The following is a 26,635-nucleotide window of genomic DNA, read 5'->3' as shown; positions in this document are numbered from 1 at the left end:
GGTGGCGCGTCGTTATCTGGCGAGTTGAAGGAATCGACTCAGGCGACGACGCGCCGGCCGATTACGAGCAACTCATTCTGTTTCACGCGCTCGACGGTAGGCGCGCTAATAGTGAACAGTCAACTTGGTGAGTCGGCCGTCCCAGAATATGAGATACATCGGCTGCGGTGCGAAGATGTAGAGGTGTCAACTCCGCAGCAGCCCGTGCCACCAGAATCATCATCCCACACCACGAACCCGCCCAAGCAGGTCATCCGGATTTCTCCCCTGGCCTATCTGGGATGCGCCTTCCTCCTGTTCGCCGTGTCGTTCCCCATCTTCGGCTGGCCCGCCGCCTTCGGCTGGCTCGTGATCGCCCCGATCGTCGCGGTGGCCTGGGTCGCGCGGGTGCGCACCACCGTCACGCCCGATGGACTCGAAGTGCGCCGGCTGTTCGGCGGCCGCTCGCTGGCGTGGTCCGAGATCACGGGATTCCGCTTCCCCAAGCGCGGCTGGGCCCGGGCGACGCTGACGGACGGGGGCGAGGTGACCCTTCCCGTCGTCACGTTCGACCGGCTTCCCGACATCGCCGAGGCGAGCGGCGGCCGCATCACCGACCCTTACGCGGCAGCCGCCGCGGCGGACGAAGCAGCCCACCACGCCGATGCGGGATCGAACGGCGGGCAGCCGGTGAAGAACCGGCCGGACACAGACGGGGAATAGTGCGCGAGTAGCGTTTGTCAGTACTTCCGTACGCTGACTAAGGAATACGCTCATGCCCCCGCTGAGGTCCCGAACCACCACCGCAGGACGAAATGCCGCAGGCGCCCGCGCACTGTGGCGCGCCACCGGAATGACCGACTCCGACTTCGGGAAGCCGATCGTCGCGATCGCGAACTCGTACACGCAGTTCGTTCCCGGGCACGTCCACCTGAAGAACGTCGGCGACATCGTCGCCGACGCCGTCCGCGCCGCCGGTGGTGTACCTCGCGAGTTCCACACGATCGCCGTCGACGACGGCATCGCGATGGGACACGGCGGCATGCTGTATTCCCTTCCCAGCCGCGAGATCATCGCCGACTCCGTCGAGTACATGGTCAACGCGCACACCGCCGACGCACTCGTCTGCATCTCCAACTGCGACAAGATCACTCCCGGAATGCTCAATGCCGCATTGCGTTTGAACGTTCCGACCGTGTTCGTGTCGGGCGGCCCGATGGAGGCCGGCAAGGCGGTGGTGGTGAACGGTGTCGCCCAGGCACCGACCGACCTCATCACGGCGATCTCGGCGAGCGCCAACGACGAGGTCGACGAGGAAGGTCTGTCCGAGGTCGAGCGCAGCGCCTGCCCGACGTGCGGGTCGTGCTCGGGCATGTTCACCGCGAACTCCATGAACTGCCTCACCGAGGCGCTCGGTCTGGCGTTGCCGGGCAACGGTTCCACGCTGGCCACCCACGAGGCCCGTCGCGCGCTGTTCACCCGCGCGGGCACCACCGTCGTCGAAGCCGCCCTGCGGTACTACCGGGACGAGGACGACTCCGTCCTCCCCCGTAACATCGCGACGCCCGCCGCATTCCGCAACGCGATGGCACTGGACGTCGCAATGGGCGGTTCCACCAACACGGTCCTGCACACCCTCGCGGCCGCGCAGGAGGGTGAGGTCTACGACTTCGACCTCGACAAGATCGACGAGATCAGCCGCAAGGTGCCGTGCCTGTCGAAGGTCTCCCCCAACTCGGACTACCACATGGAGGACGTGCACCGGGCGGGCGGAATCCCCGCCATCCTCGGCGAACTCCGCCGGGCCGGCCTGCTCGAGAGCGACGTCTCGACCGTGCACACCGAGAGCTTCGACGAGTGGCTCGACACGTGGGACATCCGGTCCGGCAAGGCATCCGACGAGGCAGTCGAACTCTTCCACGCCGCACCCGGCGGTGTCCGCACCACCGAACCGTTCTCGACGAACAACCGCTGGTCGTCGCTCGACACGGACGCCGCCAACGGCTGCATCCGCGACTTCGAGCACAAGCACACGGTCGAAGGCGGCCTGGCCGTGCTGCGCGGAAACATCGCCGTCGACGGCGCCGTCATCAAGACGGCGGGCATCGACGAAGACCTGTTCCACTTCCAGGGACCCGCGCGCGTCGTGGAGTCTCAGGAAGAGGCGGTGTCGGTGATCCTCGGGAAGAAGATCCAGCCCGGCGAGGTCCTAGTCGTGCGTTACGAGGGTCCTGCAGGCGGACCGGGCATGCAGGAGATGCTGCACCCCACCGCATTCCTCAAGGGCTCCGGCCTCGGAAAGAAGTGTGCGCTGATCACCGACGGCCGATTCTCCGGCGGTTCCTCGGGACTGTCCATCGGCCACATCTCCCCCGAGGCCGCCAGCGGCGGCGCCATCGGCCTGGTGGAGGACGGCGACCAAATCCTCATCGACATCGCGACCCGCACGCTGAAGCTCCTCGTCGACGACGCGGTGCTCGCCGAGCGCCGGGCGAAGATGGAGTCGTCCGAGCGTCCGTGGCAGCCGGTGAACCGCGAACGCACCGTCACCACCGCCCTGCGGGCGTACGCCGCGCTGGCCACGTCCGCAGACAAGGGCGCGGTCCGTCAGGTCCCCTGACGCACTCGTACCGGGCGCACCGAACAGACACGAAGCCGGGTGCCGCAGCAGGAGCTTCCTGCCGCGGCACCCGGCTTCCGTCGTCGGTGCGACGACAGAATTCCGCCGCGGATGTGACCGCGCTCACGGGTGATCAACTCGCTCAGGCGACGACACCCAAGAACAGGTTCTACTGATCGAATTGATCAGTTGAGCCCGCGCTTCTTGCACACGGCGCTCAGTAGTGGTTCCCTCAGTTGGCCGTTGAGACCTACATCACAATCGGCAGCACCACCGGAACATCTCCGGCCCACGAGGCCATCGGGAACACAACCAAGGAGCGACACATGCCAGGAGTCGGCATTTGGCGAACGAAATCCGTTGAGCAATCGATAGCGGACACCGACGAACCCGACACCCGGCTGCGGAGGGAACTCACCGCGAAGGACCTCACCGTCTTCGGTGTCGCCGTCGTGATCGGCGCCGGCATCTTCACGCTCACCGCCCGGACTGCAGGCAACGTCGCCGGGCCGTCCATCTCGCTCGCCTTCGTCCTCGCCGCCATCGCGTGCGGCCTGGCCGCCCTCTGCTACGCCGAGTTCGCATCCACCGTCCCCGTCGCGGGCAGTGCGTACACGTTTTCCTACGCCACCTTCGGCGAGTTCGTCGCCTGGATCATCGGCTGGGACCTCATCCTCGAATTCGCCCTCGCAGCGGCCGTCGTCTCCAAGGGCTGGTCGCTGTATCTGGGCAACGTCCTCGGGTTCAGCGGATCCACCACAGCCCATCTCGGTCCCGTCGACTTCGACTGGGGCTCGCTGATCATCGTCGGCGGCATCACGATCGTGCTCGCCATCGGGACCAAGGTGTCCTCGCGCGTGTCCGCCGTCATCACGGCAATCAAGATCGCCGTCGTCCTCCTCGTCATCGCCGTCGGCGTCTTCTACATCAAGAAGGAGAACTACGCCCCGTACATCCCGCCCGCCGAGAGCAACGAGAGCGCCGCGCAGGGTGTGCACCAGACCCTCTTCTCCTTCCTCTCCGGAGCCGACGGCAGCAGCTACGGCTGGTACGGCCTCCTCGCCGCAGCGAGCCTCGTCTTCTTCGCCTTCATCGGATTCGACGTCGTCGCCACCACCGCCGAAGAGACCAAGAACCCGCAGAAGGCGCTCCCCCGCGGCATTCTCGGCTCGCTCGCCATCGTCACCGTGCTCTACGTCGCCGTCACCCTCGTGCTCACCGGCATGGTGAAGTACACCGACCTCAAGACCGGTAGCCCGCTCGTCGGCGACAGCAGCGCCACCCTCGCGACCGCGTTCGAGGCACACGGCATCACCTGGGCCCAGACCGCGATCAACTTCGGCGGGCTCGCGGGACTCACCACCGTCGTGATGGTGATGATGCTCGGCCAGACCCGTGTCCTGTTCGCCATGTCCCGCGACGGACTCGTGCCCCGCGGTCTCGCCAAGACCGGCAAGAACGGCAGCCCGGTCCGCATCACCCTGTTCGTCGGCGCCGTGGTCGCACTCCTCGCCGCCTTCTTCCCGATGGGCACGCTCGAGGAGATGGTGAACATCGGCACCCTCTTCGCGTTCGTCCTCGTCTGCATCGGCGTCATCATCCTTCGCCGCACGCGTCCCGACCTCCCCCGCGGATTCCGCGTTCCGCTGGTCCCGCTCGTCCCCATCCTCGCCGTCCTGGCCTGCGGATGGCTGATGCTGAACCTGTCGGTCGAGACCTGGATCCGGTTCCTCGTCTGGATGGCCCTCGGCGTCGTCGTCTACCTCGCCTACGGCCGGCGCAAGTCGGTCCTCGGACAGAAGCTCGCCGCCCAGGCGGGCCCGCCCGAGGAGGAGAACATCCCGGAACTCGCCCAACGCTGATCCCGAACGAAAACGACTGCGCCGCACTCCCGATCCGGGGGTGCGGCGCAGCCGTGTAAGGAAAAGACGCTCAGATGAGCGGGTTGGCACCGTTCAGGAAGATCCACACGCAGACACCGGCGGCGACGCCCAGGATCAGCGCCGCGAACGACCCGATGAACGGGCGCGTCGCCCAGCCCCGGCGACCGTCGAGCGAGATGCGTCCTGGCCCGGTGAGAATGATCACGCCGGCGCACACACCCAGCAGCGTCTCGTACTCGGTGCCTGCGGGCGCGAAGTACTCGAGCCCCGGTTCCGCGATCTGCCGGAACGCCCACGCATTGATCATCACGGCCAGCACCGAGGCCGCGGCCAGCGGGGTGACGAGGCCGAGGATCAGCAGTGCACCGCCCGCGACCTCACCGATGGCACCCAGAATCGCGAGCAGTTTCGCCTGCTGGAACCCCGAGTTCACGAGCACCTCTTCGAACCCGTCGAGTCCCGGACCGTTCCACATCCCCGTCAGCTTCTGCAGACCGTGCACGAGCGCCGTTCCGCCGACCGCGAGTCGCAGGGCCAGCAGTCCGAGGTCCAGGGTGCCGCGGCCGATCTTCACGTCGCCCTCGCCGATCCGGTCGGTCGACGGATCACCCGCCGTCGCCCCGAGGGACGCGCCGGAACCCGCGCCGATCACCTGGGTCGGCTGGTCCGACATGTCGGACGCCGCCGACTGCCGGTACGCGGGGATCTGCTCGGTGGGGAGACCCCCGCCGCGCGCATCGCCGTAGTCGAGTTCGTCATCGGTGTGCGGCAGACGCTGCCCCGCGGAACCGGACGTCGGCGTGGCCGACGGAAAGCGCTCGGTGGGAAGGTCGTAAGGGCTCGAGACCTTGCCGTAGCCGGGTGAGGCGCTCTGGTCCGCAGCACCCTGGTCCGACGACTCGCTGGGGTCTTTCCGCATGTCAGTCACACCGTCAAGCCTAGGTCGACCGGCCGGACATCGCTGGTAGGCGGAACCGGCGTGGCGGCGACCTCGCACTCTTCCGTAACGTCTCCATCATGATGGTGGGTGGGCGGCGCCGCACGGCGTCCCGCAAGATGGCGATGTCCGCACTGTGCGTGACGGCGGTCCTCGCCGCCGGATGCGCGAAATTCGACGACTCCGCGTCCTCCCCGTTCACACCCGAGCCGACCGGTGCCTCGGGCGCCGAGGTGGAACCGGAGAACCCGCCGCCGTCCACGACGACCACCCCGCCACCGAGCGGTCCGCTGGGACCGTGCCAGGATCCGGACCCCAGCGTGATCGCCACCTGCCTCGACACCACCGGCGGACTCGTCGTCCTCCCCGACGGGGCCACCGCCCTCGTCGCCGAGCGCCGGACCGGACGCATCCTGCAGGTCGCCCAGGGCCAAACCCCCAAGGAGATCGCGCACGTCGACGTCGACGGCAGCACCGACGGCGGACTCCTCGACATCGCGCTGTCGCCGAGTTTCGTCGAGGACAACCTCATCTACGCCTACGTCACCACCCCGACCGACAACCGGGTGGTGCGGATCGCACCGGGTGACTCCGCCAAGGAGGTTCTCGGCGGGATCCCGCGCGGCGACGCGGGCAATGCGGGATCGCTCGAATTCTCGGGCGACGAACTGATGGTCCTGACCGGCAACGCGGGCAACGCCGCCGCGGCCGCCGATCCGGCGTCCCTCGCCGGGAAACTGCTGAAGGTCACCGCCCTGTCGCCCGCACCGACGCCGGCGCAGCCGCGCCCTCAGGTCGTGCTGTCGGGCATCGGGACCGCCGGTGGGGTGTGCGTCGACCCCGGGGTGGCCGTGTGGGTCACCGATCATACCCCGCTGGAGGATCGGCTGCTGCGGGTCAGCGCCGACGGAGCCGTGTCGTCGCCGGTGTGGACGTGGCCGGAGCGCCCCGGCGTCGGCGGCTGCGTCGCCGCCGGTGACGTCGTGGCGGTGTCACTGAGCACCGCGAAGGCCATGTCCGCACTCGCTGCCGACCCCGGCACGGGGGCCGTGACCACCGCCCCCGGTGTCATCGTCCAGGACCGGTACGGCCAACTCGGCGGCGCCGCGCTCGGACCCGACGGTCTCATCTGGGTGAGCACCGTCAACAAGACGGCCGGTCAGCCCGGACCCAACGACGACCGTGTGATCAAGATGCCCCTGCCCTCCGGTGGCGGCGGATTCGACTGACCGCCCGCCCCGTCGAAACGAACGGGACGCTCGTTCGGTTCAACCGAACGAGCGTCCCGTCGGTGCAGGAGGGATTCAGCCGCAGGCCTCGATGACCAGCTCCTTGACACGGGCCGGGTCGGCCTGACCACGCGTGGCCTTCATCACGTCGCCGACGATCTTGCCCGCGGCCGCGACCTTGCCGCCACGAATCTTCTCGGCGATGTCGGGGTTCGCGGCCAGAGCCTCCTCGACAGCCGCCTTCAGCTTCGTGTCGTCGCGTTCGACGACGAGCTCGGGGTGGTTCGCGACGACCTGCTCGGGGTCGCCCTCACCCTCGAGGACGTGGTCGACCACCTGGCGGGCCACCTTGTTGTTGAGCTTCCCGCTGTCGATCAGCGCGACGACCTGCGCGACCTGAGCCGGGGTGATCGGCAGCTCGGCGAGTTCCACCCCGCGGGTGTTGGCCTGCTGCGCCAGGTATGACACCCACCAGGACCGCGCGGCCTCCGGGGAGGCGCCGGCCTCGACGGTGGCGATGACGAGGTCGAGGGCGCCGGCGTTGACGAGGTCGCGCATGACCTCGTCGGAGACGCCCCAGTCGGCCTGGATCCGGGCACGGCGGACCCACGGCAGCTCCGGCAGGGTGCCACGCAGTTCCTCGATCCATTCCGCGCTGGGCGCGACCGGCTCGAGATCGGGCTCCGGGAAGTAGCGGTAGTCCTCGGCGGTCTCCTTACGGCGGCCCGGCGACGTGGTCCCATCGGCCTCCTGGAAGTGCCGGGTCTCCTGGATCACCTCACCGCCGGCCTCCAGCACAGCTGCCTGGCGGCGCATCTCGTACCGGACCGCCACCTCGACGCTCTTGAGGGAGTTGACGTTCTTCGTCTCGGTGCGGGTGCCGAGTTCGGTCGCCCCGATCGGCATCAGCGACACGTTGGCGTCGCAGCGCATCGAACCCTGGTCCATGCGAACATCGGACACGTTCAGCGACTTCAGCAGGTCGCGGAGCGCGGTGACGTACGCGCGGGCCACCTCGGGGGCGCGGGCACCGGCACCGCTGATGGTCTTGGTGACGATCTCGACCAGCGGGACCCCGGCACGGTTGTAGTCGAGCAGCGAGTGGCTGGCACCGTGGATGCGCCCGGTCGCGCCGCCGACGTGCAGCGACTTTCCGGTGTCCTCTTCCATGTGCGCGCGCTCGATCTCCACGCGCCACGTGGTGCCGTCGTCGAGAACGACGTCGAGGTGGCCGTCGGTGGCGATCGGCTCGTCGTACTGGGAGATCTGGTAGTTCTTCGGCTGATCGGGGTAGAAGTAGTTCTTCCGCGCGAACCGGCCCCACGGCGTGATGGAACAGTTCAGTGCGAGCCCGATCCGGATCGCGGACTCGACCGCCGCCTCGTTCACGACGGGCAGCGACCCGGGCAGGCCGAGGCACACCGGGCACACCTGCGTGTTCGGCTCGGCGCCGAACTCGGTGGGGCACGGGCAGAACATCTTCGTTTCGGTGCCGAGCTCGACGTGCACCTCCATGCCGAGAACAGGCTCGTACTTGGCGAGCACATCGTCGTAGTCGAGGAGGTCCGGAGCATCGACAGCAGTCATGCCCCAGAGTTTATGCGTCCGGGCGTTCGCCGAAAAACGCGGTCAACCGAAAAATGCGGCCGCCTCCTCGTACCGCTCCCTCGGCACCGTCTTGAGGCGCCGGGTCGCCTCCTCGAGGGGCACGAGGTCGATCGACGTGCCGTGCAGGGCCACCATGTTGCCGAAGTCGCCGCGGTGGACGGCGTCGGTGGCGTGCACCCCGAAGCGGGTGGCGAGCACCCGGTCGTACGGCGTCGGGGTTCCGCCCCGCTGCACGTGCCCGAGCACCGTCGTCCGCACCTCCTTGCCGATGCGGCGGACGATCTCGTCGCCCAGCTGCTGTGCGACACCGGTAAATCGTTTGTGGCCGAACTCGTCGATACCGCCCTCCCGCAGACTCATCGACTCCGGAGTCGGAGTGGCGCCTTCCGCGACGACGCAGATGAAATGCGAATCGCCGCGCTGGAAACGTTTCTTCACGAGGGAGCAGACTTCGCCGACGTCGAACGGGACCTCGGGAACGAGAGTGAGATGCGCACCGGTCGCGAGCCCCGAGTGCAACGCGATCCAGCCCGCGTGCCGGCCCATCACCTCGACGAGCATCACCCGCTGGTGGGATTCGGCGGTGGTGTGCAGCCGGTCGATCGCATCGGTCGCGATGGACAGCGCGGTATCGAAACCGAACGTCACGTCGGTGCAGTCGATGTCGTTGTCGATCGTCTTCGGAACCCCGATCACGGGCACCCCGCTCTCGGCGAGCCAGCTCGCGGCCGTGAGCGTGCCCTCCCCGCCGATCGGGATGAGCGCGTCGATCCCGTTGTCGTCGAGAGTCTGCCGGATCTGGTCGAGACCGGCCTTCAACTTGTCCGGGTTGACCCGCGCGGTGCCGAGGATGGTGCCGCCCCGGGTGAGGATGCGATCGATCCGGTCGTCGTTGGACAGCACGACCTTGCGATCCTCGAGCAGGCCGCGCCAGCCGTCACGGAATCCCACCACCGAGCTGCCGTATCGGCCGGCGGCGGTCCGAACCACCGCCCTGATCACCGCATTCAGTCCGGGGCAGTCGCCGCCTCCGGTGAGCATTCCGATCCGCATCCAAGCACCCCTCGTCGTCTCGTGTGGTGATGGTGGTTCTCATTACACATCTTGCCGCTCGAACCGTGTTCGAGCACCTCGGACCGGCCGGTTCACTCACCCGGGTGTGACGAGACCGCTCTCGTACGCCAGGACCACTGCCTGAGCGCGGTCGCGCAGATCCAGTTTCGACAGCACCTTGCCGACGTGCGTCTTGACGGTCTGCTCGGCAACGAACAGGCGCTCCGCGATCTCGGTGTTGGACATGCCGCGGGCGATGAGTTCGAGCACCTCGCGTTCGCGGGGCGTCAGCGCCGACAGCGCGGCCGGTTTTCGGCGCGCCGTGCTGCGGCGGCTGGTCACGTCGGCGATGAGACGCCGGGTGACGGTCGGCGCGAGCAGTGCCTCGCCGTCCGCGACCACCCGCACCGCACGGATGAGTTCCTCCGCGGGCGCGTCCTTGAGCATGAAGCCGCTGGCCCCGATGCTCAGCGCCTCGTACACGTAGTCGTCGACGTCGAACGTGGTGAGCATGAGCACGCGCACCGGCGGGTCGAAACCGGCCGACAGGATGATGCGGGCCGCGTCGAGTCCGTTCATCTCCGGCATACGGACGTCCATCAGGACCACGTCGGGTCGCAGACGACGGACCTCGCTCACCGCCACGACCCCGTCCGGAGCGTCACCGATGACACTGATGTCGGGCTGTGAGGCGAGCAGGGCTCCGAAGCCCTGCCGGACCATAGCCTGGTCGTCGGCGATGAACACGGTGATGGCCACCCAGCCAGCCTAGGCGGAGGCGACCGGGAACTCGGCGTGGACCTCGAATCCGCCGTTGTCGTGCAAGAGGGTGGTGAGTATGCCCCCGACTGCCTGCGCACGCTCACGCATACCGATGATGCCGTTGCCGCCGGTCGACTCGTGCCTGGTCAGGGCGGAGACGAGACTCCGCCTCGGCGGGCCGTTCACGATCGACACCGACGCGATCGGCGACTCGTACGCGATCGTCACCTCCACCGCGGCGCCCGCCGCGTGGCGGGCCGTGTTGGCGAGGGATTCCTGCAGAATGCGGTACATCACGAGCCCGACCGACTCCGACACGAGCGTCGGGTCGCCGTCGACATGCCAGGAGACTGGAATGCCGGCCCTGCGGCTGCCCTCGAGCAGCTCGCTGATCTGTTGAACCCCGGGCTGGGGTGCGTGCTCGGCCACCTGGCCGTCACTGCGCAGCACTCCGAGCAGTCCGCGCACCTCGTTCAGCGCGGCGCGGCCGGCGGCTCCGATCGATTCGAACTCGGCCCGCGTCTCGTCGGACATGTCGGCGATGCGGTACGGCGCGCTCTGCGCCTGCACCACGACCATCGACATGTGGTGCGCGACGACGTCGTGCAGGTCCCGGGCGATGCGCGCCTTCTCCTCGAGGATCGTCCGGCGAGTGCGCTCGAGCTCGCTCAGCTCCTCCTGCTGTGCGAGTTGCCTGCGAGAGAGCACCAGCCACCGGATCAGCAGGCCGAAGACGACGATCGCGGTCAGACCCACCGCCCACCCGCGGCCGTTGGTGCCCGGGGTGTCGGCGAGGAACAGCAGGACGGTGGAGATCCATGCCACGCCGACGACCGGAATCGCGGCCCGCATGCTGACGGCGGCCAGCAGGGCGAGCATCACGAGGATGTGGACCACCTGCCACGGGTAGTCGTAGCCGTCCTGCAGTGCGAAGACGCGCGGAATCACCAGCGCCGAGATCGCGGAGATAGCCCAGGCCAGCGCCGGATTCGACCGGATGAGCAGAAACGGGAACGTCGCGAGCGCCGCCACGAACGGCTGGATGGCAGGACTGACCTGGTGGGTCAGCTGCAGCGTCGGCCACGCCACGGCGAACAGGATCGCGGTGACCACGACGATTGCCACGTTCAGCCACTGACCCTCGGCGGCTCTCCGGATACGCGTCTTCGTCTTCACACTGTCGACAGTAGAAACCGTGGTCACGGAGTGTCCTCATACCCCGGGCCCATGTCGGCGTAGCCCCGCAGTATGAGATCGGGGCTCCCTCGCACCACGAAGCCAGGAATCGAACCGGTCTCCGGGGTGATGTGGCTGCGCAACACGAATTCATAACGTTCTCGTCATGCGAAAGACGGGGACACGGAGAACGACCTGGGCCGCGGTGGCGTGCGCCGCAACCGCACTACTGACCACGACAGGATTCGCAGGCACCGGCGCGGCGAGCACGCCCCGGCACGAGAACGCCGCCGCCTCCGCCGCGGTGCACACCCTCACCGCACCGGCCGCGATCTCCGAGGACTCCATTCCCGCGGACTTCGCCGACGTGATGGGGTACACCCCCGTGCCGATCGACGGGATGCTCGCCAATCCCGGCGGGGACTGCTCGTCCCCCGTGCCGCTGCCCCTCGAGTTCGACACGTCGTGCAAGGCGCACGACCTCGGTTACGACCTTCTGCGGTACGCGTCACGGTCCGGCGAGGACCTGGGTCCCTGGGCGCGGCAGAGCCTCGACGCGCAGTTGGATCAACGCATGCACGCGGCATGCGACACCCGCGCCGACGAGCAGGCACGGGCGCAGTGCTTCGTGATGGCGAACGTCGCGACCACCTTCGTCACCGGAAACAGCTGGCGCCAAGGCTATTCGGCACCGGTCACCGAGTCCGGACTCCCGTACGCACTGGCCGGCGGTGTCGGTGTCGCGCTCCTCGCAGGCGCGGCCTGGTCGATCCGCCGCCGGCCGCATCCGGTCGGAGCCGTCGCATGACCATCACCGCTCTGTCCGGTCCCGGACGGAGCACGGTGCACTGTCGCTCGCGCACGAAGCCGAATGCCCTGCGCCGCACACTGGTCACGACGATCCCGGTCTCCGCTCTCCCCCGCGTCTCCTCCACGATCGTCGTCACCGCCGTCACACTCGCGTCTCTCGCTCCCTCACTGCTCCCCCGGAGTGCGCTGACGCAGGCTCTGTTCACCGGAGTCCTCGCCGTGATCGGTTTCGGGTTCGTCGTCCTCGCCCGCCGTCTGCGGTACCTCGCGACCCGTTCGCGCGGCCACCACCCTCCGCGGGACTCGGTGCGTCTGCTGGTGCTGATCGGCGCCATGATCGTCGTGACCTGGGCGATCGTGCTCGGCGACCACTGGCAGGATTCGCTGCGCGCCGCCATGGGCATGCCGGGCATCGGGCCGGACCACTGGATGCAGGCGATCATCGGGGCGGCGCTGACGTTCCTGCTGTTCGCCGGCATCGGCAGCGTCGTCGGCACGGTCGCCCGCCGTCTCGGCTGGATCGGCAGCGCCACCACCGCCGTCGTTCTCGCGACCGCACTGCAACTGGTCGCCGAACCGGCGTTGTGGGGAATGATGTCGCGTTCCTACAGCGACTCCAACGCGCTCGTCGACGTGTCTCTGCACCGGCCGATGTCCGCCGAATTGTCCGGCAGCCCGGACTCCGCGATCAGCTGGGAGTCGCTCGGGCGCCAGGGACGACGGTTCGTGGCGGCGGGCGAGCAGTCGGCCGCCATCCGTACCTATGTGGGGATGGATTCGGCGCCGGACGTCGAATCGCGTGCGGCACTGGCAGTCTCGGAACTCGAGCGAGCCGGCGGATTCACCCGGTCCGCCATCGTCGTCACGGTGCCCACCGGCTCGGGGTGGATCGACGAGAACGCCGCCGAGGGATTCGAGGAACGCTTCGCCGACGACGTCGCCATCGTCGGCATGCAGTACTCGTACCTGCCGAGCTGGATCACGTTCGTGTTCGGACGTTCCGCCGCAGACGAATCGGCGGCCGCGTTGTTCGATGCCGTCGCCGAGCGGATCGCCGACCTCCCCGACCTCCTGCGCCCGGCACTGTACGTCTACGGCCAGAGCCTCGGATCCGTCGGCGGCAGTGCAATTTTCACCGACGCCGACCAACTGCGCGAGCAAGTCTGCGGCGCGCTGTGGGCCGGCCCGCCCGCCGGCTCCGTCCTGACCGACGGGGCGACGGTGCTGGCGAACACGTCCGACCCGGTGGTGTGGTGGTCCCCCGACCTGATCGTGCACCGACCCGACCTCTCGCTCGCAGTACGCGATGCGCCGGTACCCCAATGGATTCCGGGCATCACGTTCCTGCAGACGAGTGTCGACCTGGTGTCCGCGCTGAACTTCGCGGCCGGCCACGGACACCGCTACGGCAACGAGCAGGGCACCGCCCTGCCCGACTGCTCCTAGTTCGGCGAGCCGATCGGACCGCGTGCGGCCTCGTAGGCGGCACCGACGCGGTACAGCCGCTCATCGGCCAGCGCGGGTGCCATGATCTGCAGTCCCACCGGCAGACCGTCGTCCGCGGACAGTCCCGACGGAACCGACATCGCGCAGTGCCCCGCCAGGTTGGTGGGCAGCGTGCACAGGTCCGAGAGGTACATCGCGAGCGGGTCGCCGACCTTCTCGCCCAGCTTCCACGGAGTGAACGGGCTGGTGGGCGACACCAGGACGTCCACCTTCTCGTACGCCTTCTCGAAGTCCCTGGCGATGAGCGTCCGCACCTTGAGCGCCTGACCGTAGTATGCGTCGTAGTAGCCGGACGACAGCGCGTAGGTACCGATCATGATGCGGCGCTTGACCTCCGGGCCGAAGCCGGCGGCGCGCGTCGCGGCCATCACCTGGTCGGCGCTCATGTCACCCTCGTCGATGCGCAGGCCGTACCGCATCCCGTCGAAGCGTGCGAGGTTCGACGACACCTCGCTCGGCAGGATCAGGTAGTACGACGCGAGCGCGTACTCGAAGTTGGGGCACGACACCTCGACCACCTCGGCACCGAGTTCGGTGAGTTGCGCGACGGCGGCATCGAAAGACGAGATGACCCCGGGCTGGTAGCTGTCGGAGTGCAGTTCCTTGACCACACCGACCTTCACGCCCTTCAGGTTGCCACCGGCACCCTCACGCGCAGCCGCCACCACGGGACGCACGGGCGCGTCGATCGACGTGGAGTCGCGCGGGTCGTGCCCGGCGATGACCTCGTGCAGCAGCGCCGTGTCGAGGACCGTGCGGCCGCACGGACCACCCTGGTCGAGCGAGGACGCGCAGGCCACCAGGCCGAAACGGGAGACCGTGCCGTACGTCGGCTTGGTGCCGACCGTCGCCGTGACGGCGGCGGGCTGACGGATCGAGCCGCCGGTGTCGGTGCCGATCGCGAGCGGGGCCTGCCGGGACGCGAGGGCCGCGGCACTGCCGCCGCCCGAACCGCCCGGGATGCGCGTGGTGTCCCACGGGTTACGGGTGGGGCCGTAGGCGGAGTTCTCGGTGGACGAACCCATCGCGAACTCGTCGAGGTTGGTCTTTCCCAGGATAGGAATGCCGGCCTCGCGCAGTTTCTTCGTGAGCGTCGCGTCGTACGGTGCGATCCAGCCTTCGAGAATCTTCGACGCGCACGTGGTGGGCATGTCCGTGGTGGTGAAGATGTCCTTGAGCGCCAACGGAACTCCCGCGAGCGGGGAGGCAGGCGCATTGCCTGCGGCGAGGCTGCTGTCCACTTCCTTCGCCGACACGAGGGCCTGCTCGCCTGCCACGTGCAGGAAGGCGTTCAGGTCACCGTCGACCGCGGCGATGCGGTCCAGGTGCGCCTGGGTGACCTCGACGGACGACACCTCACGGCTGTGGATCTTCGACGCGAGATCTGCGGCGTCGAGAGTGGTCAGTTCGGCGCTCATTCGCCCTCTCCAAGGATCTGCGGGACAACGAAGCGCCCCTGCTCGACAGCCGGTGCGCCGGACAGCGCCTGCTCGGGAGTCAGGCCGGGAACGATCACGTCGGGACGGGTCACGTTGGTGACCGCGTTCGGGTTCGCCATCGGCGGAACATCCTCGGCGGGTACCTCGGTGACCACCTTCACGTGGCTGAGAATCGAGTCCAGCTGACCGGCGAACTCGTCGAGCTCGGCATCGGTCAGGGCGAGTCGAGACAGCCGCGCGAGGTGCGCGACCTCGTCACGGGAGATGGCAGGCACCGCGGGGCCCCTTTCGGTTCGGACGTACACAAGTGGGTCCCAGCCTAGAGCGTGGCCCGATCAGCCGTGCAGCCAGCGCCGCAACCTGCCCGTCAGGAACGGCAGAACCACGAAGACCATCACCGGAGTCGTGACGACCGACGCCACCACGGTGCGGGTCACCACGTCCAGGGCCGAGAGCCGAGGGGTGACGAACAGCGCGATGAGAAGTGAGATCGGGAAGAAGCCGAGCCAGATGGTGACCGCCTGCTTCCACCGCGGCGGTGGCGGCGTGACCCGAACGGCGTGCGTGAGCGTCGACTGCGGTTCGAACCAGCCCTCCACCCCGGTCAGCCGGTGCGTGACCGTGTCCTGCGCGAGACCTGTCCCCCTGCCCACCCACACCTTCCTGGCGGGCGACGTCGTCCACGCGTCGAGAGTGTCCTCGTCCGCGAACCGGTACACCACGTGGTACTGCTCGGGGTCGGTCGCCGCGCGCAGCCATCCCCCGCCGAGGAACCCCGGGAACGTGCCCGCCATTGCCATCCCGGCGTCCGTCCAGCGCAGGAATTCCTGTTCCCGGCCCGCCGCCACCCGCCGCGAGACGGACGTCGTCACTCCCGTTGCCGTGGTGTTCATGCACCCATGTTTGGGCTGTCGTGTTTCGCGGACGAGGCGAATCCGTATCGGCAGTGTCACGAATCGAGCGCGACCTGCACGTCCCCGTCCCGTCCCCGGCGAAGCCGCAGGGGGGACCGCATACTCGGGAACGAAAGTGCAAGGATGGTGAGCGACGGGGGTCGCAGGTACTCCCGCGTCTATCTCGTGGTGAAAGGGACGCACGTGTCGTATCTGCTTCGCGTCCAGCTCCCCGACCGTCCCGGCAGCCTCGGCTCTCTCGCCGTCGCCCTGGGCTCGGTGGGTGCTGACATTCTGTCGCTCGACGTGGTGGAACGGGGTGCCGGATTCGCCATCGACGACCTCGTGGTCGATGTCGAGCCGGGATCGCTCCCCGACACCCTCATCACGGCCGCCGAGAACCTGCCCGGCGTCACCGTCGACTCCATCCGGCCGTACGCCGGAATTCTCGACACCCACCGCGAGCTCGAGCTCATCGACCAGGTCGCCACCGCGGCGGACGATCGACTGCAGGTCCTCGTCGACGGGGCGCCGCGCGTGCTCCGGGTCGGCTGGTCCGTGGTGGCCGACCTCGGCCCGCACGGCGCATACCGTGTGGTCGGCAGCTCGGGAGCTCCCGAGACCCATGCCACCGAGATCCCGTGGATGCCGCTGGAGAAGCCCACGGCGCTCGACGGCGAGGGCGACTGGGTGCCGCAGGTGTGGCGCGACATGAACACCACACTCGCGGCGGCTCCCCTCGGGACCACCGGCCGTGTGCTGATGCTCGGCCGCCCCGGCGGCCCGGAGTTCCGTCCGTCCGAGATCGCCCGGCTGGGTTACCTCGCCGGCATCATCGCGACGGTTCTGAGCTGACCACCGTCCCGGGCCGAAAGGTCCGGGGGTGGTCGTCTCAGACGAGCTCGCGGACCAGGACGGTGAGCTCGACACCCGGCACGGGCGCCCAATTGCGTTCGGGCACAGGCACGAAACCGTTCCGGTCGTAGATCCGGCGGGCATCTTCCATGTCCGGCTGGGTGGACATCACGACCGCGCGGTCGCCGCGGTCGTACGCCGTGTCCAGGACGTGCCGCACGAGCGCCGACCCGACCCCGGAACCGCGGGCGTCGGGTGTCACGGCAAGCATCCGGAATTCGAGCTCACCCGGCTGCGCGACGTCGGCGTACGGCGAGGCCGGATCCGCGATCGTAACGGAACCCACGATCTGGCCCTCCTTCACGGCCACCCGCACATCCGCCTTCTCCGCCCGCTCGGCGGTGTCGCGCAACCGGTTCGTGTACGGATCGTGCGCCTCGACGAATCCGCCACCCACGTAGGCGATCACCGTGAGGTCACCGACGGCCTCGTAGTCGTCCGGCGTCGCATTCCGAATCTCGATCATGTCCAGAACTATGACAGGACTGCTCACGCCGCCCAAAATGCGAGCGTGAGGTTCCGATCACACTCCGGATTCCGCGACCGCGTCCGGTCCGCCCTCCAGCAGTCGGCGGAACCCGTCCTCGTCGAGGACCGGCACTCCGAGTTCGACGGCCTTGTCGTGCTTCGAGCCCGGCGATTCGCCGACCACCACGAATGCCGTCTTCTTCGACACCGAACCCGCGGCCTTACCGCCCCGGATGAGGATCGCCTCCTTCGCCTGGTCGCGCGAGAACGTCTCCAGCGACCCCGTCACGACGATCGACAGTCCCTCGAGGTTGCGCGGAATCGATTCGTCGCGTTCGTCTTCCATGCGAACCCCGGCCGCGGACCACTTCTCCACGATCTGCTGGTGCCAGTCGACGCCGAACCACTCGGCGACAGCCGCGGCGATGGTGCCGCCGACCCCGTCCACCGCCGCGAGTTCCTCGACGGAGCTCTCCCGGATCCGCGCGAGCGACCCGAATTCACCGGCCAGCGCACGCGCCGCCGTGGGACCGACATGGCGGATGGACAGCGCGACCAGCACCCGCCACAGCGGCTTGTCCTTGGCGGAATCGAGGTTGTCGAGCAGCCTGCGGCCGTTGGCCGACAGGCCGCCGGCCTTGGTCCGGAAGAGCGACGTCTTGAGCAGATCGTCCTCGGTGAGCGAGAACAGGTCGCCCTCGTCGCCGATCGCCTTGGCTTCGAGCAGGCTCGTGGCGGCCTCGTAACCGAGGACCTCGATGTCGAATGCGCCGCGGCCCGCCACGTGGAACACGCGTTCCCGGAGTTGCGCGGGGCAGTACTGCTGGTTGGGGCAGCGAATGTCCGCGTCCCCCTCTTTGGCGGGGGCCAGCGGTGTGTCGCACTCCGGGCAGTGGGTGGGCATCACGAACTCGTACTCGTCGCCCGTCCGGGCGTCGACCACGGGTCCGAGGACCTCGGGGATGACGTCGCCGGCCTTGCGCAGCACGACCGTGTCGCCGATGAGCACGCCCTTGCGTTTGACCTCGGAGCCGTTGTGCAGGGTGGCGAGGGAGACCGTGGAGCCGGCGACCGTGACCGGTTCCATGTAGGCGAACGGGGTGACCCGGCCGGTGCGACCGACGTTGACCCGGATGTCGAGGAGCTTGGTGGTGGCCTCTTCCGGCGGGTACTTGTATGCGATCGCCCAGCGCGGCGCCCGCGACGTGGACCCCAGCCGGCGTTGCAGCGACGTCTCGTCTACCTTGACCACCAGACCGTCGATCTCGTGCTCCACGTCGTGCCGGTGCTCGCCCCAGTACTGCACCCTGTCCACGACGGCGTCCGCGCCCGTGACGCGGGCGGTGTGGGTCGACACCGGCAGGCCCCACGCCGCCAGAGCCGTGTACGCGTCGTACTGGGAGACCGGCTCGAATCCTTCGCTCCGGCCGAGGCCGTGGCAGATCATCCCGAGGCGCCTGCGGGCCGTGACGGCCGGATTCTTCTGCCGCAGCGACCCGGCCGCGGAATTTCGGGGATTCGCGAACGGCGCCTTGCCTTCCTCTACGAGCGCCGCATTGAGTGCGGCGAAGTCCTCGAGCCGGAAGAACACCTCGCCGCGCACCTCGAGGAGTGCCGGGATGGGGTATTCGTCTGTGCCGGTGAGCTTTTCCGGAATGTCGTCGATGGTCCGCGCATTGAGCGTCACTTCTTCACCGGTCCGGCCGTCGCCGCGCGTGGCGGCCCGGTCGAGCCGGCCGTTCTCGTAGACCAGGTTCAGCGCGACCCCGTCGATCTTCACCTCGCACAGGTAGTGCAGGTCGGGCCCGGTCTCCTGCTCCACCCGGCTGATCCAGGTGCGCAGTTCGTCGGTGGCGAAGACGTTGTCGAGGCTGAGCATCCGCTCGAGATGATCGGCGGAGGCGAAGTCGGTGGAGAACCCGCCGCCGACGAGTTGTGTCGGCGAATCGGGCGTCCGCAGGTCGGGGTACTGGTTTTCGAGGTCGTTCAGCTCGCCCAGCAGCACGTCGAACTCGCCGTCGGAGATGATGGGCGCGTCGCGGACGTAATAGCGGAACTGGTGCTGCCGCACTTCCTCGGCCAGCTCGTTCCAATGCTCCCGGACGTGTCCGGGGGCCGGTGTCGGGGCTTCGGTCGATTCACTCACTACCGAAGATTAACCGGTCCGGCCGACACCGAATGCCGGACTCAGAGCGATTCGGGGTCGTCGGTGAACGCGCTACTCACCTCGGCGCACAACTTCAGCGCCTCCCGACTCCAGGACGCGTCGGCGCCCGCGAGCCCGCAGGCGGGCGTCACCGCGACCTGGGTCCGCAGCGTCGTGCGGGCGAATCCGAGCCGGTCGATCAGCGTCACCGCAGGTCGAGCCAGGTCGCGCCACGTGGCAGGCACGGCGGGAACGGTGGTCGGGACGAGGCCGAGCGCGAGCTCCTTGCCCGCGTCGAGCAACTCGCCGATACCGTCCAGGTCCGTGGACGCCAGCTGTGACACGTCCAGACCGACCGCGCGGGCACTGCTGCGTCGCAGAAGGTCGGTGGGCAGATCCGCGGAGCAGCAATGCACCATGGTCACCGCGCCGCAGCCGGCGAGGGCGGCCTCGAGCACGGCGAGAGCCTCCGGTTCCGGCATCGCCCGCACGGTCTCGAGCCGCGATCGACCGGACAATGTCCCCGCCAGCACGGCGGGCAGACGCGGCTCGTCGAACTGGACCAACACCTGCGCGCCGAGACGTCGGGTGACCTCCGCGGCGTGCCGCGCGAGCCCCTCGCCCAGCGATTCGGCGAAGTCGCGCACCGCACCGGGGTCGGTGAGCACACGCCGGCCGGTGCCGAGTTCCACCTCGGCCGCCAGCGTGAGTGGGCCCACCGACTGCACCTTCACCACGTGGTCGGCGCCGACGAGGCCCGCACTGTCCCACGCCTCCTCGAGCGCGTCCAGATCCTGGTTCAGGAGGTCGGTCGCCCGCTTGGCGACCGAACCGCGACGCTGCACCACCCGGTAGGCCGTCGTGGACACGTCCAGCTGCAGATCCACGAGCAGAGCGCTGGCGCGGCCGATCATGTCGGCGCCGAGCCCGCGGGCGGGCAACTCGACCAGGTGCGGGAGCCTGCCGAGTTCGCCGAGGACGATCGTGGCGGCTTCACGCGGATCGGTGCCCGGCCACGAGCCGACGCCGGTGACGGCACCGGCCAGTGAGATACCCTGCGTCACTGTGTGTTCGGACGTGCGTCGGTACCCGAGATCGTTCCGCTGCCCAGCACGATGTCGCCTGCCGGATCGGTCCGGTACAGGACGACGGCCTGCCCCTTCGCGACACCGGTGAGCGGCTCTCGAAGGGAGATGGCGATGCCGCCGTCGACCGCTTCCGCGACAGCCTCGGCGAGACCGCCGTGGGCCCGGACCTGCACGGTGCATTCGACCGGTCCGACCGGCGTGCTCCCGGACGTCCACACGGCGCGGTCCGCCGTGATCGCGTCCACCTCGAGGTTACGGGCGGAACCGACACGGACGGTGCCGGTGTCGGGTTCGATCGACGTCACGTACCGCGGTTGCCCGTCGGCTGCGGGCCCCTGGACGCCGAGACCCTTCCGCTGACCGATCGTGAAACCGTGCACGCCTTCGTGTTCCGCCAGCACCTCACCCGAATCGGCGTCGACCACACTGCCCGGACGGACACCGATGCGGGCGCCGAGGAATGCGCGGGTGTCGCCGGACGGGATGAAGCAGATGTCGTGGCTGTCGGGCTTGTTCGCCACGGCGAGGCCGCGTTCGGCGGCCTCCTCCCGGATCCGGTCCTTCGGGGTGTCACCCACCGGGAACATCGCCCGCGACAGCTGCTCGGCGGTGAGCACACCGAGCACGTACGACTGATCCTTGTCCGCGTCGACGGCACGGCGCAGCACGCCGTTCTCGAGTTGCGCGTAGTGGCCGGTGGCCACCGCGTCGAACCCGAGGGCGATCGCACGGTCCGCGAGCGCCGCGAACTTGATCTTCTCGTTGCACCGCAGGCACGGGTTGGGGGTCTCCCCCGCGGCATACGACGCCACGAAGTCGTCGATCACGTCTTCCTTGAATCGGTCGGCGAAATCCCAGACGTAGAACGGGATTCCGAGTACGTCCGCGGCACGCCTGGCATCACCGGCGTCCTCCTTGGAGCAGCAGCCCCGGGATCCGGTCCGCAGCGTGCCCGGCTCGGCGGACAGCGCGAGATGCACGCCCACCACGTCGTGTCCGGCTGCGACCGCCCGTGCCGCCGCCACCGCGGAATCCACGCCGCCACTCATGGCCGCCAGTACTCGCATCAACGATCCCCTCCACGCGCTCCGACACCGGCGAGCCCGGCGGCGCGGGCCCGCTCCACAACTTGCGGCAGTGCCGCGATGACTGCATCCACGTCCGCGATCGCCGACGTGTGCCCGAACGAGAAGCGCAACGACCCCCGCGCGGTCGCGGAATCCACGCCCATCGCGGTCAGGACGTGGCTCGGACGAGCGACCCCGGCGGTACACGCCGAGCCGGTCGAACACTCGATCCCGGCGGCGTCGAGCAACATCAGCAGTGAATCGCCCTCGCAGCCGGGGAACGTGAAGTGGGCGTTGCCCGGCAGTCGTGCGCTGCCCACCGGCCCGTTCAGCACGGCGTCGGGAACGATCTCGCCCACGCGCTCGATCAGGCGGTCGCGCAGGACGGCCAGTTCCGTCGCGCGGGCATCGAGGTCGGCGGTCGTGTCGCGCAGGGCGGCCGCCATACCGACGACACCCGCCGTGTCCGGGGTACCCGAACGCAGGTCGCGTTCGTGTCCCCCGCCGTGCAGCAGCGGCACGCACGGCACCTGCCGTCCGAGCAGCAGCGCACCGACGCCCTGCGGTCCGCCGACCTTGTGCGCAGCGATGCTCAGCGCGGACAGCCCGCTCGCAGCGAAGTCCACCGGGATGTGCGTGACAGCCTGGACGGCGTCGCTGTGCATCGGCACACCGAACTCAGCCGCGACGGCGGCGAGTTCGGTGATCGGCATGATCGTGCCGACCTCGTTGTTGGCCCACATGATCGTGACCAGGGCCGTCTCGTCCGCGTGGACCGCGAGTTCGTCGCGCAGCGTCTGCGGGGACACCCGGCCCAGTTCGTCGACGGGCAGCCATGTGACCCGAGCACCCTCGTGCTTCTCGAGCCACTCCACCGCGTCGAGGACCGCATGGTGCTCGACGGAACTGGCGAGAATCCGCACCCGGCCCGGGTCGGCGTCGCGCCGGGCCCAGAAGATGCCCTTGACGGCGAGGTTGTCGCTCTCGGTGCCACCGGAGGTGAAGATGACCTCGGACGGCCTGGCACCGAGGTCGGCGGCGATGGACTCGCGGGCCTCCTCGATGCGACGGCGGGCGGCGCGCCCGGAACCGTGCAGCGAGGACGCATTGCCCACGGTCCTGAAGATGTCGGTCATCGCCCGGACGGCCGCGGGCACCATGGGAGTGGTGGCTGCGTGGTCCAGGTAGACGGGGTGATCGGCACTGCGGGCAGAGGTCATGACGTGACCAGGATAGCTCAGGCGACGAGACGCTCCGCCGCCTCGATGCCCGCGGCCGCCGTCGCGGCCACACCCTGCAGCGGATCGAGGATGTCGTGCGCTGCGAGATCGATCCGTTCGTCGCCTCGCGCGGCGCGCTCGCACCGGGCCGCCAGATCGCGGCGGCACTCCCCCGGATACTCGATCGGCGCCAGCCGCACCTCCGCGGTGACCCCCTTCTGTCGGATGATGCGCCGGATCGACTGACCGATCGTCTCCTCGCCCACGAAGCAGGGCCCGGTCGTCAGCTCCCCGCCCCGGCCGGTGTACCGCAGCGAGATCGGCTGGACCGGGCATTCCGCGTCGATCGCCGCCTGGAACAGCGCGGGCCGGAATCCCCCGTACGCCCGTCCGCACCACGTGGTGCCCTCCGGGAACGCCACGACTCGTTCGCCGGCGCGCAGCCTGCCCGCTGTCGTCGCCACCGTCGCCGGGAGCGCCCGCAGGCTCTGCCGCTCGATCGGAACGACCCTCATCCGACGCGCGAGCGACCCCAGCACCGGCCAGTCCAGCAAATCCCCGCGGGCGACGAAGTTCGCCGGCGCGAGCGCGCTGAGCACCAGCACGTCGGTCCACGACACGTGGCCGGCCACCACCAGGATCCCGCCGGTGTGGCGCCGCTTTCCGCGACGATCGACGACGAGGAGGCGAATTCCCACGCAGCGCAACAGAATCGCCGCGTACCGCCGCTGCAGACCGGTCCGCCACGACCGGGGCAGCAACCATCCGGCGGTCAGGAGCGGCGCGGTCGCCAGGGCCGACACCACCAGGCACCACCGAACGACCACGGTCGGCATCGACACTCCGTTCGCCTCCGCGGGCAGACACCCCGCGCCGCACGGACTCGACGGCATCCACGAGTGCACGGTCACCTCGGTCGACTCGGACAGGGCCGTGCTCATGCCTGTGCCCCCGCCTCGAGAGTGGCCGACGCCGACCGCAGGCGTTCGAGGTACCGCTCGTTGGCCCCGTGCAGTCCCTGCAGGGCGACGAAATCGGCCACACCGAACTCCGGATCGTGCGCGGGCTCACCGCACACCTTGGCCCCGAGGCGCAGGTAGCCCCGGAGCAGCGGCGGCAGGGTCGGGCGGGCGGGCGGCGCGATCTCGTCGAGCGACCGCCCGTCGACGCGCACCGGGTTCCTGGGCACGGCCCGCGCGGCCGGGTCGTTGCCGTACTTGCGGAGCAGCAGGTCGCGCACCCCGCGGACGTTGGAACCGGCCACCGCGTCCGGATGCTCCCGCATCGGCACGGAGACACATCCCATGACCCACTCGTATCCGGTGAGCTGCAGGTAGTGGAGGATGCCTGCCCACATCAGGCTCAGCACCGAACCGGAGCGGTGGTCGGGGTCGACGCACGCCCGGCCCATCTCGACGATGCGGTTGCCGACGGGGTCCAGAGCGGAGATGTCGAATTCGGTGGCGGTGTAGTAGCCGCCGGCCTGGGCAGCGGCGTCGGGCGGGAGCATGCGGTAGCAGCCGACGAACTCGCCGGTCGCCTCGTGGCGGACCAGGAGGTGGTCGCAGAAGTCGTCGAACCGGTCGGCGTCGAGGGCGTCGGCGTGCGCGGGGACGGAGAATCCGGGTTCGGAGGCGAACACGCGGTAGCGCAGCCTCTGGGCCGCAACGCGGTGTTCACGGTCGGACGAGACGACCAGGGAGTATCGGGGCGCGGTTACAACAGAATCGGCGGTCTCACTCGGTGCGCGGAGAACTGACGAAGTTGTCATGGCGCAGGTTTACCGAGCAGGGGCGGCGTGAGGGCATCGCCCGGGTGTCGTGTCGATGCAGCCCGGATGAACGACGGAAGATACGACGGCGGCCCCGCTCCCTCGAAGGGAGCGGGGCCGCCGTCGGTCGAGAATCAGCCCTTGTGGGCCTTGACAGCCTCGGTGAGCTGCGGCGCGACGTTGAACAGGTCGCCGACGATGCCGTAGTCCGCGATCTCGAAGATCGGGGCTTCCTCGTCCTTGTTCACCGCGACGATGGTCTTCGACGTCTGCATACCGGCGCGGTGCTGGATCGCACCGGAGATGCCGAGCGCGATGTACAGCTGCGGGGAGACCGTCTTACCGGTCTGACCGACCTGGAACTGGCCTGGGTAGTAGCCCGAGTCGACCGCGGCACGCGAGGCACCGACAGCGGCACCCAGCGAGTCGGCGAGTTCCTCGACGACGGAGAACTTGTCGGCGCTGCCGACACCGCGGCCACCGGAGACGACGACGGTCGCCTCGGTGAGCTCGGGGCGGTCGCCACCGACGATCGGATCACGCGAGGTGATCTTGACGGCGCCCTCTTCCTGGGCCGGAACCTCGACGGAGACCTTCTCGCCTGCGCCCGCTTCGGGCTTCGCCTCGATGGCACCCGGACGAACCGAGATGACCGGGACGTCGCCGTTGGCCTTGGCGTCGACGGTGAACGCGCCACCGAAGATGGAGTGCACGGCGCTGCCGTCGGACTTCACGTCGACGACGTCGACGAGCAGGCCGGAGCCGATGCGGGCAGCAAGACGTCCGGAGACCTCCTTGCCCTCGACGCTGGCGGCGGTGATGACCGCAGCCGGCGCGGCCGACTCGACGAGCGACGCGAGCACGTCGACCTTCGGGGTGACCAGGTAGCCGTCGATGTCGTCCGACTCGGCGACGTAGATCTTGGCCGCGCCTGCGGCGGCGAGGCCCTCGGCCAGCTTGTCGGCGGTACCGGCGGGACCGGTGACCACTGCGGCCGGCTCACCGAGCGCGCGAGCGGCGGTGATGAGTTCGGTGCTGACCTTCTTCAGCGCACCCTCTGCGTGCTCGACGAGCACCAGTACTTCTGCCATGTCTAACTCTCCCTGTATGTGTCTGCTGGTCGGTAGAGGGGCGCGATCAGATGATCTTCTGGCCCACGAGGTAGGCAGCGATCTTGCTGCCGCCGTCGCCCTCGTCGACGATGCGCTCACCAGCGGTACGCGGGGGCTTGGGGGTGGAGGCGGTGACGGTGGAGCCCGCGTTGGCGACACCGACGGTCTCCGGGTCGACACCGAGGTCGGCCAGCGTGTAGACGAGAACTTCCTTCTTCTTCGCGGCCATGATGCCCTTGAAGGAGGGGAAGCGGGGCTCGTTGATCTTCTCGGTGACGCTGACGATGGCCGGCAGGCTCGCCTCGAGGCCGAAGACGCCCTCGTCGGTCTCGCGCTCGCCGGTGACGGTGCCGTCGGCGACCGTGAGCTTGCGCAGCTGCGTGAGCTGCGGGATGCCCAGGTACTCGGCGATGATGGCCGGGACGGCGCCGACGCGGCCGTCGGTGGCCTCGTTACCGGCGATGATCAGGTCGGCAGGCTCTTCGTTCTCGAACGTGATCTGTCCGAGTGCCGCGGCCAGGGTCCATGCGGTCTGCACCGCGTCGGAGCCGTGGAGGGCCGGGTCATTGATGTGCACTGCCTTGTCGGCACCCATGGAGAGGGCCTTGCGGATGGCGTCGGTGGCGCGGTCCGGACCTGCGGAGAGGACGGTCACCTCGCCGCCCTGAGCCTCCTTGATCAGGAGCGCTTCCTCGACGGCGCGCTCGTTGATCTCGTCGAGCACTGCATCGGCGGCCTCGCGGTCAAGCGTGTAGTCACCGTCGGTCAGCTTGCGCTCGGACCACGTGTCGGGGACCTGCTTGATCAAAACAACGATGTTCGTCATGGGTCTTCGTCGACCTCCTGTGTGTTCTTGCGTGGTTATCGTGAGTTGCTCCGCGTGGGCCGAGCTCTCGTTGTCGATATTTCGTCGCACGATGGCTCTGCGACAGATTACCCCACGTTAAGTTACC

24 protein-coding genes are annotated in these 26,635 nt (G+C 68.9%); 7 read left to right on the top strand and 17 right to left on the bottom strand.

The window, feature by feature from the left end:
* The first annotated feature begins 204 nt into the window (after window positions 1-204).
* The 3 genes from RHA1_RS31720 to RHA1_RS31710 all read left to right on the top strand — a co-directional run bounded on the left by RHA1_RS31720 (window position 205) and on the right by RHA1_RS31710 (window position 4,461).
* Window positions 205-702, top strand: coding sequence for a PH domain-containing protein (locus RHA1_RS31720; protein WP_016883104.1), 498 nt, complete (start codon window positions 205-207; stop codon window positions 700-702).
* Window positions 703-754: 52 nt separating this feature from the next.
* Window positions 755-2,599, top strand: coding sequence for a dihydroxy-acid dehydratase (gene ilvD, locus RHA1_RS31715; RefSeq protein WP_005240376.1), 1,845 nt, complete (start codon window positions 755-757; stop codon window positions 2,597-2,599).
* Window positions 2,600-2,925: 326 nt separating this feature from the next.
* Entirely contained in the window at window positions 2,926-4,461 is a 1,536-nt protein-coding gene (locus RHA1_RS31710; protein ID WP_016883105.1) for an amino acid permease, read from the top strand.
* Window positions 4,462-4,531: 70 nt separating this feature from the next.
* On the opposite strand, the gene RHA1_RS31705 is transcribed toward RHA1_RS31710, so the two are convergent.
* Window positions 4,532-5,401 carry a DoxX family protein gene (locus RHA1_RS31705; RefSeq protein ID WP_029539447.1) on the bottom strand — a complete coding sequence of 290 codons (870 nt, stop codon included), beginning with the start codon at window positions 5,399-5,401 and terminating at the stop codon, window positions 4,532-4,534.
* A gap of 98 nt (window positions 5,402-5,499) precedes the next feature.
* Between RHA1_RS31705 and RHA1_RS31700 the strand changes: the two genes are divergently transcribed.
* Complete coding sequence (locus RHA1_RS31700) at window positions 5,500-6,648, top strand: PQQ-dependent sugar dehydrogenase (RefSeq protein ID WP_009479672.1); 1,149 nt, start codon at window positions 5,500-5,502, stop codon at window positions 6,646-6,648.
* Between the two features lie 75 nt (window positions 6,649-6,723).
* Here the strand turns inward: RHA1_RS31700 and gatB are convergent, their stop codons facing one another.
* The 4 genes from gatB to RHA1_RS31680 all read right to left on the bottom strand — a co-directional run bounded on the left by gatB (window position 6,724) and on the right by RHA1_RS31680 (window position 11,274).
* Window positions 6,724-8,235, bottom strand: a complete 1,512-nt coding sequence (gene gatB, locus RHA1_RS31695) for an Asp-tRNA(Asn)/Glu-tRNA(Gln) amidotransferase subunit GatB (RefSeq protein WP_009479671.1) — start codon at window positions 8,233-8,235, stop codon at window positions 6,724-6,726.
* 42 nt (window positions 8,236-8,277) lie between these two features.
* Entirely contained in the window at window positions 8,278-9,309 is a 1,032-nt protein-coding gene (locus tag RHA1_RS31690; RefSeq protein WP_009479670.1) for an ATP-dependent 6-phosphofructokinase, read from the bottom strand.
* A 96-nt stretch (window positions 9,310-9,405) separates the two neighbouring features.
* A complete protein-coding gene (locus RHA1_RS31685) occupies window positions 9,406-10,068 on the bottom strand; it encodes a response regulator (protein WP_009479669.1) in 663 nt (220 codons plus the stop codon).
* 9 nt (window positions 10,069-10,077) lie between these two features.
* Window positions 10,078-11,274 (bottom strand): sensor histidine kinase, encoded by a 1,197-nt coding sequence (locus RHA1_RS31680; RefSeq protein WP_011598368.1) that lies wholly within the window; start codon window positions 11,272-11,274, stop codon window positions 10,078-10,080.
* Window positions 11,275-11,413: 139 nt separating this feature from the next.
* On the opposite strand from RHA1_RS31680, the gene RHA1_RS31675 reads away from it, so the two are divergent.
* The gene (locus tag RHA1_RS31675) at window positions 11,414-12,055 is read left to right on the top strand and encodes a hypothetical protein (RefSeq protein WP_011598367.1); all 642 of its coding nucleotides are present in this window, start codon (window positions 11,414-11,416) and stop codon (window positions 12,053-12,055) included.
* Window positions 12,052-13,503 carry an alpha/beta-hydrolase family protein gene (locus RHA1_RS31670; protein WP_011598366.1) on the top strand — a complete coding sequence of 484 codons (1,452 nt, stop codon included), beginning with the start codon at window positions 12,052-12,054 and terminating at the stop codon, window positions 13,501-13,503. The genes RHA1_RS31675 and RHA1_RS31670 overlap by 4 nt, the downstream gene beginning before the upstream one ends.
* On the opposite strand, the gene gatA is transcribed toward RHA1_RS31670, so the two are convergent.
* From gatA to RHA1_RS31655, 3 genes are read right to left on the bottom strand one after another with little or no spacing between them, the layout of a single operon-like run.
* The gene (gene gatA / locus RHA1_RS31665) at window positions 13,500-14,981 is read right to left on the bottom strand and encodes an Asp-tRNA(Asn)/Glu-tRNA(Gln) amidotransferase subunit GatA (RefSeq protein ID WP_009479665.1); all 1,482 of its coding nucleotides are present in this window, start codon (window positions 14,979-14,981) and stop codon (window positions 13,500-13,502) included. The genes RHA1_RS31670 and gatA overlap by 4 nt on opposite strands.
* The gene (gene gatC / locus RHA1_RS31660; RefSeq protein WP_009479664.1) at window positions 14,978-15,277 is read right to left on the bottom strand and encodes an Asp-tRNA(Asn)/Glu-tRNA(Gln) amidotransferase subunit GatC; all 300 of its coding nucleotides are present in this window, start codon (window positions 15,275-15,277) and stop codon (window positions 14,978-14,980) included. The genes gatA and gatC overlap by 4 nt, the downstream gene beginning before the upstream one ends.
* A 60-nt stretch (window positions 15,278-15,337) precedes the next feature.
* Complete coding sequence (locus RHA1_RS31655) at window positions 15,338-15,895, bottom strand: antibiotic biosynthesis monooxygenase (protein WP_011598365.1); 558 nt, start codon at window positions 15,893-15,895, stop codon at window positions 15,338-15,340.
* A gap of 204 nt (window positions 15,896-16,099) precedes the next feature.
* Here RHA1_RS31655 and RHA1_RS31650 point away from each other — a divergent pair, with 204 nt between their 5' ends.
* On the top strand, window positions 16,100-16,750 hold the full coding sequence (locus RHA1_RS31650) for an ACT domain-containing protein (protein ID WP_025432327.1): 651 nt from the start codon (window positions 16,100-16,102) through the stop codon (window positions 16,748-16,750).
* Window positions 16,751-16,787: 37 nt separating this feature from the next.
* Here the strand turns inward: RHA1_RS31650 and RHA1_RS31645 are convergent, their stop codons facing one another.
* The 9 genes from RHA1_RS31645 to RHA1_RS31605 all read right to left on the bottom strand — a co-directional run bounded on the left by RHA1_RS31645 (window position 16,788) and on the right by RHA1_RS31605 (window position 26,508).
* Window positions 16,788-17,276 (bottom strand): GNAT family N-acetyltransferase, encoded by a 489-nt coding sequence (locus tag RHA1_RS31645; RefSeq protein WP_011598364.1) that lies wholly within the window; start codon window positions 17,274-17,276, stop codon window positions 16,788-16,790.
* A gap of 57 nt (window positions 17,277-17,333) precedes the next feature.
* Window positions 17,334-19,424 carry an NAD-dependent DNA ligase LigA gene (gene ligA / locus RHA1_RS31640; protein ID WP_011598363.1) on the bottom strand — a complete coding sequence of 697 codons (2,091 nt, stop codon included), beginning with the start codon at window positions 19,422-19,424 and terminating at the stop codon, window positions 17,334-17,336.
* Between the two features lie 41 nt (window positions 19,425-19,465).
* Entirely contained in the window at window positions 19,466-20,488 is a 1,023-nt protein-coding gene (locus tag RHA1_RS31635; protein ID WP_009479660.1) for a methionine synthase, read from the bottom strand.
* Window positions 20,485-21,579 (bottom strand): tRNA 2-thiouridine(34) synthase MnmA, encoded by a 1,095-nt coding sequence (gene mnmA / locus RHA1_RS31630; RefSeq protein WP_011598362.1) that lies wholly within the window; start codon window positions 21,577-21,579, stop codon window positions 20,485-20,487. Before mnmA ends, RHA1_RS31635 begins: the two co-directional genes overlap by 4 nt.
* The gene (locus tag RHA1_RS31625) at window positions 21,579-22,799 is read right to left on the bottom strand and encodes a cysteine desulfurase family protein (protein ID WP_011598361.1); all 1,221 of its coding nucleotides are present in this window, start codon (window positions 22,797-22,799) and stop codon (window positions 21,579-21,581) included. Before RHA1_RS31625 ends, mnmA begins: the two co-directional genes overlap by 1 nt.
* A gap of 17 nt (window positions 22,800-22,816) precedes the next feature.
* Window positions 22,817-23,740 carry a lysophospholipid acyltransferase family protein gene (locus RHA1_RS31620; RefSeq protein WP_011598360.1) on the bottom strand — a complete coding sequence of 308 codons (924 nt, stop codon included), beginning with the start codon at window positions 23,738-23,740 and terminating at the stop codon, window positions 22,817-22,819.
* Window positions 23,737-24,570: a GNAT family N-acetyltransferase gene (locus RHA1_RS31615; RefSeq protein WP_011598359.1), complete on the bottom strand. Its 834-nt coding sequence runs from the start codon at window positions 24,568-24,570 to the stop codon at window positions 23,737-23,739. The genes RHA1_RS31620 and RHA1_RS31615 overlap by 4 nt, the downstream gene beginning before the upstream one ends.
* 134 nt (window positions 24,571-24,704) lie before the next feature.
* Window positions 24,705-25,661: an electron transfer flavoprotein subunit alpha/FixB family protein gene (locus tag RHA1_RS31610; protein ID WP_011598358.1), complete on the bottom strand. Its 957-nt coding sequence runs from the start codon at window positions 25,659-25,661 to the stop codon at window positions 24,705-24,707.
* A gap of 46 nt (window positions 25,662-25,707) precedes the next feature.
* Window positions 25,708-26,508, bottom strand: coding sequence for an electron transfer flavoprotein subunit beta/FixA family protein (locus RHA1_RS31605; RefSeq protein ID WP_009479655.1), 801 nt, complete (start codon window positions 26,506-26,508; stop codon window positions 25,708-25,710).
* Window positions 26,509-26,635: the final 127 nt, after the last annotated feature.

It is taken from the genome of Rhodococcus jostii RHA1 (assembly GCF_000014565.1).
Lineage (GTDB): Bacteria > Actinomycetota > Actinomycetes > Mycobacteriales > Mycobacteriaceae > Rhodococcus_F > Rhodococcus_F jostii_A.
The sequence above is the reverse complement of the archived record's forward strand: the minus strand, read 5'-3'. Positions and strand labels throughout refer to the sequence as shown.

Bases quoted from the DNA above. Each gene is read 5' to 3' on its own strand.
- ilvD (WP_005240376.1), top strand. From the start codon at position 755: ATGCCCCCGCTGAGGTCCCGAACCACCACCGCAGGACGAAATGCCGCA.
- RHA1_RS31710 (WP_016883105.1), top strand. From the start codon at position 2,926: ATGCCAGGAGTCGGCATTTGGCGAACGAAATCCGTTGAGCAATCGATA.
- RHA1_RS31705 (WP_029539447.1), bottom strand. From the start codon at position 5,401: ATGCGGAAAGACCCCAGCGAGTCGTCGGACCAGGGTGCTGCGGACCAG.
- RHA1_RS31700 (WP_009479672.1), top strand. From the start codon at position 5,500: ATGATGGTGGGTGGGCGGCGCCGCACGGCGTCCCGCAAGATGGCGATG.
- gatB (WP_009479671.1), bottom strand. From the start codon at position 8,235: ATGACTGCTGTCGATGCTCCGGACCTCCTCGACTACGACGATGTGCTC.
- RHA1_RS31690 (WP_009479670.1), bottom strand. From the start codon at position 9,309: ATGCGGATCGGAATGCTCACCGGAGGCGGCGACTGCCCCGGACTGAAT.
- RHA1_RS31675 (WP_011598367.1), top strand. From the start codon at position 11,414: ATGCGAAAGACGGGGACACGGAGAACGACCTGGGCCGCGGTGGCGTGC.
- RHA1_RS31670 (WP_011598366.1), top strand. From the start codon at position 12,052: ATGACCATCACCGCTCTGTCCGGTCCCGGACGGAGCACGGTGCACTGT.
- gatA (WP_009479665.1), bottom strand. From the start codon at position 14,981: ATGAGCGCCGAACTGACCACTCTCGACGCCGCAGATCTCGCGTCGAAG.
- RHA1_RS31655 (WP_011598365.1), bottom strand. From the start codon at position 15,895: ATGAACACCACGGCAACGGGAGTGACGACGTCCGTCTCGCGGCGGGTG.
- RHA1_RS31645 (WP_011598364.1), bottom strand. From the start codon at position 17,276: ATGATCGAGATTCGGAATGCGACGCCGGACGACTACGAGGCCGTCGGT.
- mnmA (WP_011598362.1), bottom strand. From the start codon at position 21,579: ATGCGAGTACTGGCGGCCATGAGTGGCGGCGTGGATTCCGCGGTGGCG.
- RHA1_RS31625 (WP_011598361.1), bottom strand. From the start codon at position 22,799: ATGACCTCTGCCCGCAGTGCCGATCACCCCGTCTACCTGGACCACGCA.
- RHA1_RS31620 (WP_011598360.1), bottom strand. From the start codon at position 23,740: ATGAGCACGGCCCTGTCCGAGTCGACCGAGGTGACCGTGCACTCGTGG.
- RHA1_RS31615 (WP_011598359.1), bottom strand. From the start codon at position 24,570: ATGACAACTTCGTCAGTTCTCCGCGCACCGAGTGAGACCGCCGATTCT.
- RHA1_RS31610 (WP_011598358.1), bottom strand. From the start codon at position 25,661: ATGGCAGAAGTACTGGTGCTCGTCGAGCACGCAGAGGGTGCGCTGAAG.
- RHA1_RS31605 (WP_009479655.1), bottom strand. From the start codon at position 26,508: ATGACGAACATCGTTGTTTTGATCAAGCAGGTCCCCGACACGTGGTCC.